This window comes from Paenibacillus sinensis (assembly GCF_019904155.1).
GTDB lineage: Bacteria > Bacillota > Bacilli > Paenibacillales > Paenibacillaceae > Paenibacillus_AQ > Paenibacillus_AQ sinensis.
On the sequence record NZ_JAHCMB010000199.1, the window covers coordinates 13268 to 30855 of the forward strand.

Annotated in this window: 10 protein-coding genes; 4 read left to right on the forward strand and 6 right to left on the reverse strand. The window is 56.0% G+C overall.

The window, feature by feature from the left end; translation table 11 throughout:
• Window positions 1–1041, reverse strand: coding sequence for a LacI family DNA-binding transcriptional regulator (locus tag KIH86_RS24830; protein ID WP_223080806.1), 1041 nt, complete (start codon window positions 1039–1041; stop codon window positions 1–3).
• A gap of 498 nt (window positions 1042–1539) precedes the next feature.
• On the opposite strand from KIH86_RS24830, the gene KIH86_RS24835 reads away from it, so the two are divergent.
• Together KIH86_RS24835 and KIH86_RS24840 are read left to right on the forward strand one after the other, a co-directional pair.
• Window positions 1540–3300: an ABC transporter ATP-binding protein gene (locus KIH86_RS24835; protein WP_223080807.1), complete on the forward strand. Its 1761-nt coding sequence runs from the start codon at window positions 1540–1542 to the stop codon at window positions 3298–3300.
• A gap of 1 nt (window position 3301) precedes the next feature.
• Entirely contained in the window at window positions 3302–5125 is a 1824-nt protein-coding gene (locus KIH86_RS24840; RefSeq protein ID WP_223080808.1) for an ABC transporter ATP-binding protein, read from the forward strand.
• A 187-nt stretch (window positions 5126–5312) separates the two neighbouring features.
• On the opposite strand, the gene KIH86_RS24845 is transcribed toward KIH86_RS24840, so the two are convergent.
• From KIH86_RS24845 to KIH86_RS24855, 3 genes are all read right to left on the reverse strand, one after another.
• Window positions 5313–8555 (reverse strand): S-layer homology domain-containing protein, encoded by a 3243-nt coding sequence (locus KIH86_RS24845; protein WP_223080809.1) that lies wholly within the window; start codon window positions 8553–8555, stop codon window positions 5313–5315.
• A 254-nt stretch (window positions 8556–8809) separates the two neighbouring features.
• Window positions 8810–11215, reverse strand: coding sequence for a WD40/YVTN/BNR-like repeat-containing protein (locus KIH86_RS24850; RefSeq protein ID WP_223080810.1), 2406 nt, complete (start codon window positions 11213–11215; stop codon window positions 8810–8812).
• 129 nt (window positions 11216–11344) lie between these two features.
• On the reverse strand, window positions 11345–13411 hold the full coding sequence (locus tag KIH86_RS24855; RefSeq protein ID WP_223080811.1) for a glycoside hydrolase family 31 protein: 2067 nt from the start codon (window positions 13409–13411) through the stop codon (window positions 11345–11347).
• A 145-nt stretch (window positions 13412–13556) separates the two neighbouring features.
• Between KIH86_RS24855 and KIH86_RS24860 the strand changes: the two genes are divergently transcribed.
• Window positions 13557–14438, forward strand: coding sequence for an AraC family transcriptional regulator (locus KIH86_RS24860; protein ID WP_223080812.1), 882 nt, complete (start codon window positions 13557–13559; stop codon window positions 14436–14438).
• 165 nt (window positions 14439–14603) lie between these two features.
• Here KIH86_RS24860 and KIH86_RS24865 read toward each other — a convergent pair whose 3' ends face one another.
• Window positions 14604–15671 (reverse strand): hypothetical protein, encoded by a 1068-nt coding sequence (locus KIH86_RS24865; RefSeq protein WP_223080813.1) that lies wholly within the window; start codon window positions 15669–15671, stop codon window positions 14604–14606.
• A complete protein-coding gene (locus KIH86_RS24870) occupies window positions 15655–16188 on the reverse strand; it encodes an RNA polymerase sigma factor (protein WP_223080814.1) in 534 nt (177 codons plus the stop codon). Before KIH86_RS24870 ends, KIH86_RS24865 begins: the two co-directional genes overlap by 17 nt.
• A 286-nt stretch (window positions 16189–16474) precedes the next feature.
• On the opposite strand from KIH86_RS24870, the gene KIH86_RS24875 reads away from it, so the two are divergent.
• Complete coding sequence (locus KIH86_RS24875; RefSeq protein WP_223080815.1) at window positions 16475–17503, forward strand: LacI family DNA-binding transcriptional regulator; 1029 nt, start codon at window positions 16475–16477, stop codon at window positions 17501–17503.
• Window positions 17504–17588: the final 85 nt, after the last annotated feature.

Below are 17588 nucleotides of genomic sequence, written 5' to 3' on the forward strand. Positions count from 1 at the left end.
TTACCCTCCTTTATTGTAAACCCGGCCGGCGCTTTCGCGGATCATCAGCTCCGACGGGAGAATAACCTTCATTGGCAGCGTCCGTCCGTTACGCAGACGGTCAACGAGCAGCTTGACCGCTGTCCGCCCCATTTCCTCTGTATGCACCTTGACAGTTGACAGCGGAGGATTCAGGAAAGCCGCCGCCTCGATGTCGTCAAAGCTGAACATCAACATATCGTCCGGCACGCGGATTCCCGCCTCCTGAAGAGCCTTCATCGCGCCGATCGCCATCGGATCGCTGGCCATAACCACCGCAGTCGGCGACGAGCCCTGAGCGATCAGCTGTTTCATCAGACGATAGCCGCTCATCGGACTGAAATCGCCAAGCAGCACAAGCTCCGGATCATAGAGTCCTTTGTTACTCATGACCTGCTCATAGGTCTGGACGCGCGTCTCCTCTTTCGGCATTAACCGGCCGTTCCCGGCGTGGATGCTCTGGATCAGCCTCTCGCCGCCGATATAGGCAATCCGTGTATGTCCCGCTTCAAGCAGCGTGTCCATCATCCGGCGGGTAGCGCTCTCGAAATCGGTAATTACGACATCGAAGCCCTCTTCCGCGGGCTGGTAATCGGTGAAGACGATATGATCGCTGCCGAACAGATTTAGCAGCTCTCCGCTGTTCACGTCGCCCAGCACGATAAGGCCGTCCAGCCCTTCCATCGCAGAGGCGGTAAACTGGCTTTTGCCTACATAGAAGACCGACTCGATCTTGACCGCGTACTGGTCGCACACGCTCTCTATGCCCTTGCGGATAGACATGAAGTAGGGATCGATTCCTTCGTCGTTCGACAGCACAAGACCCGCCCGAATCATATCCTTGTCCGGAGCTGGCTTCGGCTTCTTGCGTCTTCCGTGGACATAATTCAGCTCGCTAACGACATCCAGCACCCGCTGCCTGGTCTCCCCCGTGACGGACAGCGACGGGTCGTTGTTCAGGATTCTCGACACCGTCGCGGTTGACACCTTCGCCAGCTCGGCAACATCCTTGATTCTGGTCATCTCGGCATCGCTCCATGTTTACTTTATTTTACTTAATAATTAGTAATTTTATCTGGTTACAATATAACAAAGAAATCGCTTACTATCAATTCTTAAATTCGATACTCCCTGAAAAAAAGACAGCCTAATTTCCTCGTTGACCTTGTGGAGTTTGTGTAACCTGCAGCCATTAGAAGTGGATTAGTACGATTTTTTCCATATAGATTCAACTAATCCTGTTAAGACCAACAACTTGTCCCGAGACTTGATTCAGTTTAATCTCTAGTTATATTCACAGTAAAATATATAGTTATGTTTACTGAAATATTATTGAAGCTAGCAATTACAACACTAATCACCCTGACCGCTCCGCTCTCCAATTCGCTCTCCTGCACGGCCGTCCGGGTCTCATCCTTCATTTTCAAAAAGCTATCGCGATTCCGTAAAAACTTTGGTCATCGCTTTTCAATCCCTGTGATATAATCACTTGGAAACCATACAGAAGCAGGTGATTATTTCATGTTTCAACTGAAGTGGCTGTGGAAGAACCTGGAGAAGGACCGTGCCCGCTACATTCTGGCGCTATGCCTCTCGGTAGTATGTTCTTCGCTAACCATCGCGACTCCCTATTTCAGCCAGCGCATTGTCGACACGTTCATAGCCGGCGACCATGCGGCGCAGAACCTGTCCCAGGAGAGGGGACTGCTGATCTCGCTCTGCCTGGCTATGATCGGCTTCTCGCTGCTGCGCACCAGCCTGTCCTATTTTACAACGATGCAGTATGAACATTCCTCGCAGAACATGCTGTACCGTATCCGCGTATACCTGTACAACAAAATCCAGGAGCAGGATATGCATTACTACGACCATAACCGGACGGGCGACCTCATGACCAAAATGACCGGCGACCTCGATATGGTCCGTCACACCATGGCGTGGATCTTCAAGACGATCATCGAATCGCTGACGATCTTTCTGGCGGCCATGGTTTATTTTTTCACCATTGATGTCAAGCTGACGCTGTGGATGCTCATTCTGTCGCCGCCGGTCTTCGTGGTGTCCTTCCTGTTCGCAAGACGCGTCCGCCCGATGTATATCGATCTCCGGGAGCGGCTGTCCCAGCTGAACACGACCACCCAGGAGAATATTTCAGGCAACCGGGTTGTGAAGGCCTTTGCCCGCGAAGAGTATGAGATTGAGAAATTCACCGACAAGAACGTCAACTTCTCGAAGGCGAACAAGACTGCCGCGCTCGTCTGGCTCGATTACTTTCCGTATCTCGAAACCCTGGCGCAAGCCTTCAACGTAATCCTGATGATAGCGGGCGGACTGTTTGTCATGAACGGACGGATTACTTTCGGGGAATACGCCGCCTTCTCTTCGCTGATCTGGGGTCTCTCCAACCCGATGCGCAACATCGGCATCATTATCAATGACATCCAGCGCTTCTTCGCGAGCCTGTCCAAAATCGTCGAAATCTACTATGCCCATCCCGGCATTGTCAATGAGCATCAGGCTATCGAAAAACGCCGTTTTGAAGGGGCCATCGAATTCGAGAATGTCAGCTTCAAATATGACACCAAGACGGTGCTGGATCAGGTCAGCTTTAAAATCCGTCCAGGTGAAACCGTTGCCATCATGGGCTCCACCGGGTCCGGCAAAACAACGCTCGTCAACCTCATTCCCCGCTTCTACGACGTGACGGAAGGACGTGTGCTGGTTGACGGAACCGATGTGCGGAAACTGGAGCTCGACGAGCTCCGCGGCAACATCGGCGTGGCCACCCAGGATGTGCTGCTGTTCTCCGACACGGTGGACGGCAACATCGCCTACGGCGATCCCGAGCTGTCGGAGGAGGAGACGGTGAATTACGCCCGGCTCGCCGCGGCGCATGACTTCATCACCCGGATGCCGGAGGGTTACGACACCATTGTCGGAGAACGGGGCGTCGGCCTCTCCGGCGGACAGAAGCAGCGCATCGCCCTGGCGCGCGCGCTGGCGGTGCGCCGGCCGATCCTGATTCTCGACGACACGACCTCCGCCGTCGACCTGGAGACCGAAGAGCATATTCAGAACAGCCTCCGCAGCCTGAACTATTCCTGCACGAAGATCATTATCGCGCAGCGCGTCTCCACGACCGCGGAGGCGGACCGCATTCTCATCTTCGAAGGCGGACGGCTGATCGAGGAAGGCACCCACGCCGAGCTTCTGGCGAAGCGCGGCTACTATTACGAAGTATTCATGCTGCAGAACGAAGGCATCGGAAGGCAGGTGGGCTGATATGGCACGCAATAAATTCGATATCGATGAGGATCTGGAATCGCCATTCGATATCCGCCACTTTAGACGGGCGCTCGTATACATCAAGCGGCAGCAGAAGCCGATGATCGTCGCGTTCGTACTGAGCGCGCTGTCCGCCGGCATTGCGCTGTCGGCGCCCCTGATTATGCAGCATGTCGTCGATGTGACCATTCCCGCCAAGGCGGCTCTGCCGCTGGTGCTGTGGTCGGCGCTCATGCTCGCAACCATCGTCGTCAGCGTCATTCTGGCGACGATCCGCTCGCGCATTATGACGAGCGTCGGGCAGGATATTATTTTTGACATACGGACCGATCTGTTCAAGCATCTGCAGGAGCTGCCGTTCAAATATTACGATGACCGCCCGCAGGGCAAAATTCTCATCCGCGTCGTAAACTATGTCAATTCGGTCTCGGATGTGCTCTCCAACGGCATTATCAACTTCATTCTTGAAATCGTGAACCTGATCTTTATCGCCGCCTTCATGTTCGCCGTAGATGTCCGGCTCTCCCTCGTCATTCTGGCGGGTCTGCCCGTCTTCCTCGGCATCATGCTGATGATCAAGACCCGGCAGCGGCGGGCCTGGCAGGCAGTCTCCAACAAGAGCTCCAATCTGAACGCTTATCTGCAGGAGAGCATCAGCGGCATCCGCGTAACCCAGATTTTCTCCCGCGAGCAGCGCAACGAGGGCATCTTCACGCGGCTGGCCGCCAACTTCCGTACGGAATGGATGCGGGCCCTGCGCTACAACACGCTGATTCCGTTCACGGTCGACAATCTGTCCACCCTGGTTACCGCGTCGATCTTTCTGGTCGGTCTGCTGGCGCTGAATCCGGCGAATGTGACCTTCGGTGTCATTCTGGCGATGAGCAGCTACGCAGCCCGGTTCTGGCAGCCGATTCTGAACCTGTCGAATCTGTACAACAGCTTCATCAATGCTGTCGCCTATCTGGAACGCATCTTCGAGACGCTGGATGAGCCGGTTACCGTCAGCGACGTTCCGGACGCCAAGCAGCTTCCGCCCGTTCAGGGAGACGTCACCTTCGACAACGTGACCTTTGCCTATGACCCGGGAATCAACATCCTGGAGAATCTTGCCTTCCACGTTAAGGCGGGCGAGAGCATCGCGCTAGTTGGACCAACCGGCGCGGGCAAGACCACGGTCGTCAACCTGATCTCGCGGTTCTACAACCTGACCGGTGGACAGATTCGGGTCGATGGCAACGATATTTCGCAGGTAACGTTGAAGTCGCTCCGCAGCCAGATGGGGATTATGCTGCAGGACAGCTTTATCTTCTCGGGCACCATTCTGGACAACATCCGGTACGGCAAGCTGGACGCCACGGAAGAAGAGATCATTGCCGCCGCCAAGACGGTATGTGCCGACGAATTCATCAAGGAATTCGAACAGGGCTACATGACGGAGGTCAACGAGCGCGGCTCGAAGCTGTCTCAGGGACAGCGCCAGCTGATCTCGTTCGCGCGTACGCTGCTGGCCGATCCGCGCATTCTCATCCTGGATGAAGCGACGTCATCGATCGACGCCAAGACCGAGCGTCTGCTCCAGCAGGGGCTGAATGAGCTGCTGAAGGGCCGGACCTCGTTCATCATCGCGCATCGGCTGTCTACGGTGAAGAACTGCGACCGGATTATGTATGTATCGAACAAGGGCATTGCGGAATACGGCACCCATGATGAATTGATGGCGAAGCGCGGCTTGTACTACCGGCTGTACACAGCCCAGAAGATGGAGGCTGATCCCTCATCGGCTGCTGTATCTCTGCCGGCACAGCAGACTGGATACTGACACGGCCCCGATTGGGGACAGCTTCAGGTCCAAGCCCAAGCATCACAAGAGAGCATCATAAGAAAACATCACAAGAAAGCTTCTCTTGGGAACGCCTCTTGTGGAACATCTCACGAAAAAAGAAGAGGACCAGCGGTCTCCCGCCGGTCCTCTTCTTCTGCTATCTGTTCATGGAGTCGCGTTTCGCTTAAGGGGTATGCTGCCCGAAATACTGTGTCGTTCCGGTCGCATAACTGTTCCATTCTCCCGTCTGGTCGAAGGCTGAAGATCCCGCCCGGATGCCGGATTTGCGGATAATCGTACCGCCATTCGGCATGAACTGGGTGGTGCCGTTCGGATCGCCGAGCACATCGATCGTTACGCCGTTCTTTTTCAATACAAAGCCGGTTGTCACCATCGTACTGCTCTGAAACAAATCCATCTCATCGTTATAGTACACGGTATTGGTGACATCGAAGTAATCGGAAAACATCGAGTCAATGAAAATATAAGGCATTCCTTTATAGAACGGTACGATGCTCTGGCTCCATACTTTCGGTGTATGCGTAGAGACATTATACTGATGAATTTCCAGTGAATAGCCCGTTACCGGCTGCGACGTGTCTCCAACCGGGTTAAAGAACAGCTCAAGCGCATTCCGGTTATTGTCCAAGGACAAATACTGCGAGAAATATAAATCGGCCGTCCCCTGCGGATCAGCGGTAACCTGAATGACAGCCGCCGTTCCATTCGTTCCGATCACCCAGTACGTCAGCATGCTGTTTCCGCCCCAGGTCCAGGTTTTGCCGCTTAGCGTCGCTGGTCCGGTAAAGGTCGAGTCCGGCGTACCGCTATATACCGTAAAGGAAGTTTGGCCCGGGAACAAGGTGGACAGATCATAGGTGACAGGGCTGGCAACCCCCTGCTTCGTATGAATCTCCACCTTCCCGCTTGGCGCAAGCGGCGCGTTCCGCACTGCAAAGCTATAGGTCCCGGTGCCCCCGCGTCCATCGTTCGCCGTGATGGTCACCAGGCTGCTTCCGGCCAGGGTTCCCGGAGTAAGGGTAAGGAAGCTGCCGGAGATGCTGGCGCTCGCAATGTTCGCCGACTGCACGGCTGCGGTGAACGTCAGACTGTCGCCGTCCGCATCCTCGAACAACTGGCTCAGGTCGTAGGTTCGCGGATTGGTGACGCCGGAGGTCAGCACCTGCTCGTTAATCGCGCTTACCGCTGCTGGTGCCTGATTCGGTGCAGGCGGATTGCCGCCTGCCGCAACATTGACCTGGAAGAAGGCTGTTCCTTCCCCTCCTCGGCCATCCAAAGCCTTGACCTGAATGGTTGCTGTACCGGCCGTCAGAGCCTGAACCGCCGCTGTGCCGCCATTGATCGAAACGGTGGCGACAGTCGGATCGGATGATACCGCCTCAAAAGTCAGCGGATCGCCGTCCGGGTCGCTGAACACCGGGAGCAGGTCCACCGAATACACCGCATCCCCGACGGTAAGCGCTGCATCTGCCGGAGCCTGAACGATGAGCGGACTCTGGTTCGGCGCGGGCGTAACCGTGAGCAGGAAGGTCTGGCTGGCACTTCCGCCACGACCGTCGAATGCCGTAACTGTGATGCTCGTGCTGCCCACATTCGCCGGAGTCACGGTCAGAATGGTTCCATTTACAGAGACGGCTGCCACATTGCTCGCGGAAGAGACAGCCGTGTAGGTCAAGCTGTCGCCGTCCGGGTCCCAGAAAGCATTCGCAAGATCGATGGTCCGGACTCCATCGGTCAAGCGAATCGTAAGCGTCGCAATGACATCGATGGCTACCGGATCGTGATTCGCAGGCGTCGGTATCGGCGTTGGTATTGGCGTTGGTATTATTGGTGTTGGTATCGGTATTATCGGTGTTGGTATCGGCGTTGGTATTATCGGTGTTGGTATCGGTATTATTGGTGTTGGTATCGGTGTTGGCGTTGGTGTCGGTGTCGGTGTCGGTTCCGGCGCCGCTGTTGGCGTCGGTGTTGGCGTCGGTTCCGGCGTTGCTGTTGGCGTTGGTTCCGGCGTCGCTGTTGGCGTCGGCGTCGGTTCCGGCGTCGCTGTTGGTTCCGGCGTCGCTGTCGGTTCTGGCGTCGGCGTCGGTTCCGGCGTCGGCTCAGCGGACGGCTCGGTTACAGCGGTTGCCGTCTCTTGAGAAACCGGCGTCGCAGTGACCCGGTTGTCAAAGCCGCCAAGAACGTTCTGAATCCGGCCCTGGACCTGGCTCCAGTTCGCAATGACCTGCGTCAAATCCACGCCCGCCGGCAGTTCCAGAGTTCCCACCTGCATATTGGGATCAAGTGTGAGCTTCGTCTGCGGATTGGTTACCGCCAGCACATCGAACTTCCCGCTTCCCTTCAATTCCACCGCCTGGCCGCTGTCCACAACGAGACGCTTCAGCTGCGCATCGACCTCCACGCTGGACACCCCTTGGCCGATCGTCAACTGGCTCAGAGAATCGCCCTTAACGGTAACGCCGCCGGCGGAAATCTTCAGGGTTCCCGCATAGGAGGCACCGCCCGTATTAAGCACGGTCCCGCTCTTCACGATTTCCAGGTTAGTCAAATCGCCGATGTTCCGGTTGGCCGATTTGAAGGTCAAGATGGCCCCTTGCAGGGCGTCCGCATTCTGCCCGCCTAGCAGTTCCTTAAGCTTGCCTGTCGCCAGATAGGGGATGCCGTCGATCGTAATCACATCACCATCCACCTGTGTGATGACAGCCGTACGATCCTGCTTCTGGAAAATGTTCAGCAGAAATCCCGCGATATCCTCGCGCAGAACCGGATTCTTCGGTTTCAATTCCTCATTCGGTGTGTCGATCAGGTTCAATCGCAGAGCCGTAGACACCGTATCTGCCGCCCAGGAGGACACCTGTTTCATATCCTGGACGGGAGGCACCGCGCCTCCCCGCACGCCGACTCCATTAACAGCCCGAACGAATACGGCCGCCAGCTCCTCGCGTGATACGGAATCATTCGGAGCAAAAGAGCCGCCGCTTCGGCCCGTCATCAGACCGGCGCGGTAGACAGCCTCAACCGCCGAAGCTCCCCAGCCCGCAGCCGGCACATCGGAAAAAGACGAGGCCTTGGCATCCGAAAGCGGAAGCCCGAGCGCCCTCACGAGCAGAGCCGCCAGTTCCTGGCGGGTCAGAGCATCGAGCGGGCGGAACTGCCCCGAGGAATCGCCGGTAAGCAGTCCCTGCTGCTTGGCTTCATTAATGGCGCTCTGCTTGGCGGCCGAAGCCTTCCCCAGATCGGCAAAACTAGCAAGGTCAACGCCAGCGGGAACGGCCGCTATAGTTGTATCCGTTGCAGCGTATGTAAGCCCCGGAAGCGAACCGGCCAGCAGCGTGCCAGCCAGCAGCGAAGCCTGCAGACGGGAGTTTGTAGTTTTTTTACTGTTAAATCGCTTCTGCATTCCCATACACAGCCTTCTTTCAAGTGTAATTATCACATAATATCGGAATAACCCCGGTCATTTGTGAGAAATTGTCGAAAATTTTTAGCCATTAGGAAGCAGATTTTTGCTCCGTTTGACCTATAATCACCTACATTTAATAAGCGCAGCTCAAATGAGACTCTTTGCAGCATAAAAAAACGCCGGTAACGAGACCAGCGTCATTCATACAGCATGGGCATTCGCCCGATTTGGAATTTTTATTATTCGTTTCATTCTGCTTACTGCTCGTCAATGTCTCCATACACCAGCCCTCTTGTGCCGGTGGCGACATAGATGCGCCCGAATACCCGGGGATCGCCCGAAATAGAGCGGATATCTCCGTACTGATGACGGTCGTCGTTGATACGTATCCAGTTCACGCCGCCGTCATGCGACCGGTAGAAGCCGTATTCGCCCCGGATTGTTCCGCTGGTGAACAGGGTCTTGATCCCGCTTCCCTCCATAGGCTTGCCGAGTCCGATCCGCTTCACGACATCCCCTTCACTCGATACCCTCTCTCCGGAGAAGGCGTTCCGCGCCCGGTCATAGGTTACCCGCCATAAGCCGTCTCCCTGCATGGCGAGCCAGATCACGCCTCCCCGGCCGGATTCCACCCGGATTTCATAATCCTGCTCGCTGTCGATTCCGGCCAGATTAACTTCAGGGAAGCCAGCCGGCGCGGCGGCTGCGTGGAAGGTCTCGCCTCTATCCGTGCTTACATAGAATCCCCGGCCCCTCGCATTGTCGCTAAATCCGTAGAACACATCACGCCACACCCGGTCCGACATCACCTTGATGGGCAGCTCATCGCCATGCGCCGGATTTCCGTCCAGATCGAATACGGCGGATTTTGCCCAGGTCTCTCCTTCATCATGGGTGTACACCAGCCGGGATGCGAAGACCGGAAGCCCCAGCACCCAGAGAATCGTCACCCCGTCAGCGGAAATCGCGGTCCAGCCCGAGGTGACATTGGGCCGCTGAAGCTCCCGGACCCACTCATCCACCGCTTCACACAGACCGAGCGGGTTGTTCAATTGCTCCCAGGTCCGTCCCTGATCGCGGGAAAGAATGAGCCCGCCCTTAGTCCGGCCCGTCCAGTTGCCCCGGGGCGTTACGACAAGCATTTCCGGGCGATCGTCCGGATAGTCGGCGTTCATGGCCGTAATCCAGCGGTCGCCTTGTTCGTTCGCGAATGTATTCTCGGCCGGCCGGTCCAGATCGCTGAACACGAACCCGCCGTAATCACCGATGATATCGATCAGCTTCACTTCACCCGCAGGAGGCGAGTAGATGTTGAGGTGAACGGTCTCTTCGACACCGCTGTTGCAGCAGGCCCAATGGACCGTTCCATCCTCATCCGCCGTGGTCAAATCCCGGGTCATGAAGATACCCGCGCCCGTATTGAACAGCGCCATATCGCGGTCGAATGGATTGATCTTCAAATCCGACATCCAGTGAATGAGCGAATCGTTCCCGTTATACTCCGGCTTCTGATAGGACACATTGAAATCAATCTCTCCGATGGACAGCCCCGACAGAATTGGCTTCCAGGTCAGACCGTAATCGGTGGACCGGTATATGGTGTCAGGAGCTGCCGTAATCGTCGAGCAGATGAGCGTTCCCGGCGCCTGCGGGTCGGCGCAAATGCCGCTGATACCGTACCCAAGCCGCCGCCCCGGCGCTTCCGGATCATGAAAGCCGGGAAAGATGAGATTCTGGGGCGTTACCTCCAGAGCTTCAAGGACGTTCCCCGCATCATCGAGTTCATAGCGGAACAACGCGCCGTCATAACATTTACCAGTGTCGCAGCCGTACGTTCTCCAATCCGACCAGCCGATATTATAAGCGGCGTACGATACATAGAGGAAACGGCCTGCCCAGGCGGCCCGCTGCCCGACATAGCCGGGATAATCAGGAGAACCGCCGATCACGGGCGAAGGCTCGCCCTTAAGCGGAGCGAAGGACGTTCCCGCATCATTGCTGATATAAAGACTCGGTCCGCGAACATTGCCGCCAGGCGAGTTCCGCTCTCCGCTGGTAGCCACGACCAGCCGCCGGGCCGCCTCTCCTTCCCGGCCGCTCGACGGATCGGGTTCAATGAAGGCGATCCGGGTCTCAGAAGGTTTGCCTGGAGCGCCTGCATGAAGGCGGGTCCATGTTCGGCACCGGTCGGTCGTCTTCCACAGGCCGTCCTCCATCGTCCCAAGGTATAAGATGTTGCTGTCATAGGGATCGACGACAAGGCGCTCTCCGGTCGAACGTCCGGGCGCATTGCCGTGAATTCTCGCCGTGTTCCCTTGATCGTCAATAACAGGCGTATCAAAGTAAACCCAGGTTTCGCCATAATCCTCGGAACAAGCGATTTTATGATTCGGATACAGTCCGGCCATGACATAGAGATAGCTTGGATGCTGCCGGTCCAGCGCCAGGGCCAGCGGGTAAGTCTCCCACATCCCCGGATCGGTGACGTGATCCACAAGGGAAATCCAGCTTTCTTGTGCAAAATCATAGCGGTACGCTCCCCCGATATCGGTCCGGCAGTACAAAACATCCGGAACAGCCGGGTGGAATACAAAACCGGTTACAAAGCCGCCACCCGGAACCGACAACGGCCGATAGCGGTACTTCACGCTCTCCTTGATCATCCCAAGAACCCTCCAGTTCATCCATTCTTCAATGGGGCAGCCCCTGGCTTCCCCAGGCTTCTCTCAGACTTCTCGGCCTCGCGGTATCCCGCCCCAGCCAAGCAGCAGGGTTCGGCTGCCCGCCGCGCCTCAATAAATCGGCAGCTCCTTGCCTGCTCTGATGAACAGCGGAATCTCGTTCACCGGCGCTTCCACTAACACCGTCCGGCCGCCCTCCAAGACTTCGCCGGTCTTGGCACTCTTCCAGGTCTGGCCCTTCGGCAGATAGACTTCCCGGCTGCGCTGCCCAAGCTCAAAGACCGGCGCTACCAAAATATCCGGGCCGAACATATACTGCGAGTCCGCCGTCCAGCAGGCGTCGTCTTCAGGGAATTCGTAGAACATCGTCCGCATCACCGGCGTCCCCTTCTCATGCGCGTCAGCCATGCAGGCTCTGACATAAGGACGAAGTCTTTCCCGCATGAAGATGAAATCCTTCATGATCTCATAATTCTCGTCCCCGTAGCTCCAGATTTCGTTGTCGCTGCCCGTCATCATCTGGGCGACGCCGTCGATCACGGCCTGTTCCGGCTCGATATGGGGCACACGTTCCCCGTGCAGCCGGAAGACCGGCGTGAAGACGCCGAAAGCGAACCAGCGCAGCAGCAGCTCCTGGAAATCCGGGTCCTTCACATACCCTCCCAGGAATCCGCCGATATCGGTCGTCCACCACGGAATGCCGGCGATTCCCATGTTAAGGCCGATCTGAAGCTGCTCGCGCATCGCCCGGAAGGTCGAGGAAATGTCGCCGGACCAGATCAGCGCGCCATACCGCTGGCTGCCTGCCCAGGCGGCCCGCACGAGATTGCAGACGCCCTCCTGCCCTTCCGCCGCCAATCCTTCATAGTAGCCCTTGGCATACTCGCGAGGGTATATGTTCGTACACTGCAGCGCCGGACCCTGATAATACCGGTACAGGTCAAAATCGTACGGTCCGTACTCCGGCTCGGCTTCGTCCAGCCAGAAGAGGCGGACGCCCTTGTCGTAGTAGTTCTTTTTGGACGCCTGCCACACATATTCTCTCGCCCCAGGATGAGTCGCATCGAAGAAGACCGTCTCGCCCATCCAGTTCATATTGATGTTCATCCCCCGGTCGGCGGAGATCAGATAGCCCTCTTCGGCCATTGGGCCGTAATTCTCAGAGCGGCTGTCGATCGTCGGCCATACCGACACCATCAGCTCGGTCCCCATCTCCTTCAGCTCCGCGATCATCGCATCCGGGTCCGGCCAGTCTCTCGGTTCGAATTTGAAATCCCCCTGCTTCGTCCAGTGGAAAAAGTCCACCACGATCACATCCAGCGGGATGCCCCGCCGCTTGTACTCTCTTGCCACACCCAACAGCTCTTCCTGGGTGCGGTACCGCAGCTTGCACTGCCAGAAGCCAAGTCCGTACTCCGGCATCATCGGGACCTTGCCGACGGCGTTCGCATACTGCTCTTCAATTTGCGCCGGTGTTCTGCCCGCCGTGATGAAGTAATCGAGCTTCTTCGTGCTGGCCGCCGTCCATTCGGTACGGTTCGTCCCGAACGTCACCGTGCCAATCGCCGGATTGTTCCAGAGCAAGCCGTATCCCCGGCTCGACAGCATGAAGGGAACGCTGCTCTGGGAGTTGCGGTGCGCCAGCTCCAGCGTGGCTCCCTTTTTATCGAGGATGCCTTCCTGGTACTGGCCCAGCCCGAAAATCTTCTCGCCTTCATAGCCTTCAAAGCGCAGAGTCAGCTGGTAGTCGCTCGATCCGGTAAGCGGTTTCAACTCCCGGCCTTCGATGCGCAGCGGTGCGCAGTACCGGTCGATCCGGTTGCGGTCGCGCCAGTATTCCTCCAGCAGAATCTCCCCGTCGCTGCCCCGGAACGACAGCCAGCCCTCCGCATTGACGTAGGCCGTAATTTCTCCGCTTGTGATCGATGCGGTCCGAAGCTTTTTCACATAGCGCTCGCGGTCCGTCTCCGGAATCCAGGGCTCAATCAGCTCCACCTCTTCAATGGAGATCTTGGCGGATGTCTCCTTGGGAATGTCCGTCAGCGCCCAATCGTTCGGGTCCATTGCCGCTTCCTTTGTTATGCGGACACGCAGTGAGTTCTCGCCCCAGGGCTCGATCCAGAGCGTCTCGGCGCCCGACCGGCCGACCAGACGATTGCCTTCCATGCAGAAGTTCATGTATGCTCCTCCTTTGTCATTGGCGGTTACCGTATTTTTGAAGTAGAATCTACTGGTATTATATTTCTTGTTTTGGCTTCATACTTGAAGTAAATTGCTGATAACTAACACAATCTTTCCCTTTTCGGAACGGAGGCGATTCCCGGTGAGACCCAAGATGATCTTCAAGGAAAATGTAGTGCACGGCACAACCCTGCTGCCCATCGCGATCCATCATTTGAGCTATCCGGCGGGAGTGGAGAACTACTTCTATCTTCATTGGCATGTTGAATTCGAATTCGTTACCGTTCTGGAAGGCGCGGTTGTCTATACGATCGAGGATCAGGAAGAATATGAGGTGCAGGCTGGAGAAGGACTCTTTATTCCATCCAATCAGTTGCATGCCGCCCGGTCGCTTGGGGGAATGCCTTGCGAGGCATGTGTAGTGGTCTTCCATCCCAATCTGTTCGGCGACAAGCAGCAGAGCGCCGTCTACTCCCGGTTCGTGCATCCGGTGCTGAAGGGCGAGCTGGAATTCGTGAAGCATCTGAAGGGCGTGGAGGATTGGCAAAAGGAAGTGAACCGGCGGCTGATGGAGATCGATTCGCTGTCGCATTTTCCACTGGAGGATATAGAGCTTCTGCTGAGGAGCAAGCTGCTTGAGATATGGCATCACTGCTACCGTCACGCTATCCCGGCTGCCGCTGTCCCTTCGGGCAATCCCGCCTACAAAATCGAGCGCATGCAGCCGGTGCTTTCCTATATTCAGGCCCATTACGGCGAGGAAATCGCCTTAAAGATGCTGGCCGATCTCCTGCCGATGAGCGTCTCGCAGTTCTGCACCGCATTCAAGGAAGTGATGAACCAGACGCCCATTGCGTACGTCATCCGCTACCGGATTCTCCAGAGCTGCACCCTGCTGATGGAGACTGATCTCAAAATCGCCGAAATCGCACGAACGGTGGGCTTTAACAATATCAGCTACTTCAACCGGGAATTTATCAAAGCGATCGGCTGTTCGCCGCGACGGTACAGGCTGGAGGGTTAAGTCCATATTAAAGTGGAGCGTTGGTCGAAGCAGCCTCGGGTATTTGAGCGGAGAGCCAGAGTTATACTGAAGCAGCATATAAAAAGACGCCCCTGCGCCCGAAGATGAATCCCCGGGGCAACGGCGCCCGCTTGTTAACAAGTTAATCCGATCATTCCCCCACGCTTATTGCGCGAGCACATGGATACCGATAATCCCGCCGGTCTCAAGGTCACCGAGTAACACCGAGAAACTCGGCTTTCCGGTGCTTACCAGCACATACCCGCCCCAGCTTCTTCCGCCGTATACTTTATAGCCCGTAATGTCCGTGCCAAAAATAGCCTGAATCAGCGGCTTCGACACCGTTACCGCTTCGTCAGCCGACTTGATGCGGTACTGGTACTGATCCGAGAAATACTGCGCCTCATAGATTTGATGCGTGACTGCTCCAAGCGTGACGGAATATTTCTGCTCTTTATCGGTAAGTTTCCACATGCCCTCCCGTTTATCCGAGTATTTCTGAACTGTAGCAAAAGATAGAGTCTGCCCCCCCGCCAGAGGTGAGAGGGCCTGCTCTGCGGCGGATACAAGCTCCCGGTCCATGTCTTCCAGCTTGAAGTTCAGGGAGTAACCGTTCACCCGGTTCGCCGAGTCAACGCCCACAAACTGATTGTCATTAGCTTGGAAGTATAGACTCGTGCCTTCTGTGTTGCGAAACAGGTTGACAGTTTGAAAGCGAAGCGGCTGCTTCGTCTCCTGCAGCACAGCGCGCGCCGTCTCTTCGAAGGGTTGGTACACCTTCGGCAGATCGCCGGCCTTCACCGTAGCCGAGACACTAAGCACTTTGGTCGTGTTTGGCGTAAACGTTACAATCGCCTCGCGGTTCTCGGTCCGCACAATCCAGTAATCCGATTCACGCTCCATCACGTCAAAACGAAATTTACGCTCTACGCCGAGCGATTGCACAGCCTTCCTTGCAGCCGTTACATACTCGGGGTCGACAGCGGACATCTTGCCCTTTGGCTCCAGCAGGGAGCCCAGCGGCTTCACCCCGATCAATGCGGCGAATACGAGACAGGTGATAAGCACGGTCACCGTCCATCCCAGATGTGTCCCGCGCCGATGCGCTTTCTCGACTCGCGGCTGCTGCCCCCGTATTTTCTCCAGAATCATCTCGCTGCGTTCGTCCGTAAGTCTCTGGTCCGGAAGGCTCCGCAGTTCGTTCAAGACGATCTGTTCATCGAATGACGGCATCCCGAATCACCTCCGATCCTGAAATCTTCCTTTTGTGCTGAATCGCCTTCATCGCTCTATGCATCGTGACATTCACTTTGGACTCGCTCCAGCCGAGCACCTCCGCCGTCTCTTTGCTGGACAGCCCCTTGATGCCGCGCAGGATCAGGACATCCCGATAGGAACGTTTTAGCCGGTTGATAAGGTCGTAGAGCATACGCTTGTCCTCGCTGAGTTCCAGCGATTCTTCCGGAGTGCGGTCCCGCGACACCATATGCTGAAGAACCGTATCCGGCAGCCATCCGATCAGCCTCGCCCTTCGTCTGTCATCAATCGCCGCATTCCGGGCAATGGACAGGAGCCAGGTTTTGGGGTTCTCAACCTCCGTATGCCGGATGGCCTTAAGTGCGCGGATGAACGTCTCCTGCACCAGATCGTCCAGATCCGTTCTCCCTGTATAGTAGACTAGGAAGCGATAGACATCATTGCTGTAGGCCCGAAACCATTGTTCGATCCGGGCGCCGGGATGATCAACCAATCTTGTGCACCTCCTTCACGCATTATAGACGAAGAGGCTGCCGGAGACCTTACACTTTTTCAGAAAAAAACGAGCAACACTGAGAAAGGTTCCCAAGTTCCCGTGCTCATGCGAACCAACCTTCATTCTGGAGCGGATCAGCCAACTTGATCTCTTTGGGAGGGTTCACCCTATGAATGTTCGTAGTCGTTCCAAACCGAATATGTTATATTGGTTGATAAAGGTGTTATTTTTCTCCAAGAGCGAAAGTGGTTTCCCCACTTCATTATGACCGAGAGGGTGGCTCATGAAGGTTACGATACAAGATATCGCCAAGGCGGCCAATGTAGCGAAATCCACCGTATCCAAAGTGCTGAACGATTCTCCCAAGATTTCCGATGAGACGAAGGCGAGAGTTCGGGAAATCATGAAGCAGATGAACTACACGCCAAGCAGCATCGCAACCCGTCTGGCGAAGCGAAAAAGCCATAATATTGGAATACTGTTCGATATCTCCAAAGAGAGCGAGCATGCCAACCCGTTCTTCTATAACATACTGGTCGGAATCGAGAGCGTCATCAGCCCGTTAAAATACGAATTGACGATTGCCAATTTACAGCAGGAAGCTACGGAACTTAGCGTCATCGACCGGCTGATCCGAAGCGGACGCATCGACGGACTGATTACGAACAGCATCGTTTTGAATGATGAGATGATCGAGACCTTGAACGACCTCGACTTCCCGTTCGTATCGATGGGTGAATACCATTCAAGGCCGGTACCCTGGGTCGACTATGACAATGCCGAAGGAGGCCGTATACTCACCGGCCATCTGCTCGCGGAGGGTTATTCGGATATCGCCTTCATCGGAGGCGAGCAAGGGGAGTATATCTGCTCGAAGCGTCACCAAGGCTACAGCCAAGCGCTGCTGGAGGCAGGAATCGGGTTTCGGGAAGACCGGACGATTCATGGCGTAGCGGACGAGAATCACGGCTTTCATTCAGCGCTTGAGCTGCTTCGAAGTCATCATCCGCCGGATTCGCTCGTATGCATGAACAACTATGTCGCGTTTGGAGCGCTCAAGGCGGCTCAACAGGCGGGCATTTCCATACCTGGACAGCTCGGAATCGCAACGTTCGACGACTACCCGTTCTCGCCATATACGAATCCGCCGTTAACAAGCCTCTTCATCGACACGTTTGAACTCGGCGCCACGGCTGCGCGGGTGCTGATCGAACGAATAAATCAGCCCGAGCTGCCGTCCTCATCCCTGCTTCTTCAATCCAAGCTGATCGTACGCGAATCAACTCTCAATAAGAAAGCCGGACTGGAGTAACGCTCCATGAACTGGTCCCCTTGTCAAGGACACTTGAAAAAAGAGAGTTAAGCGACCGACAGAAGATGATTCCTGTATTGCACAG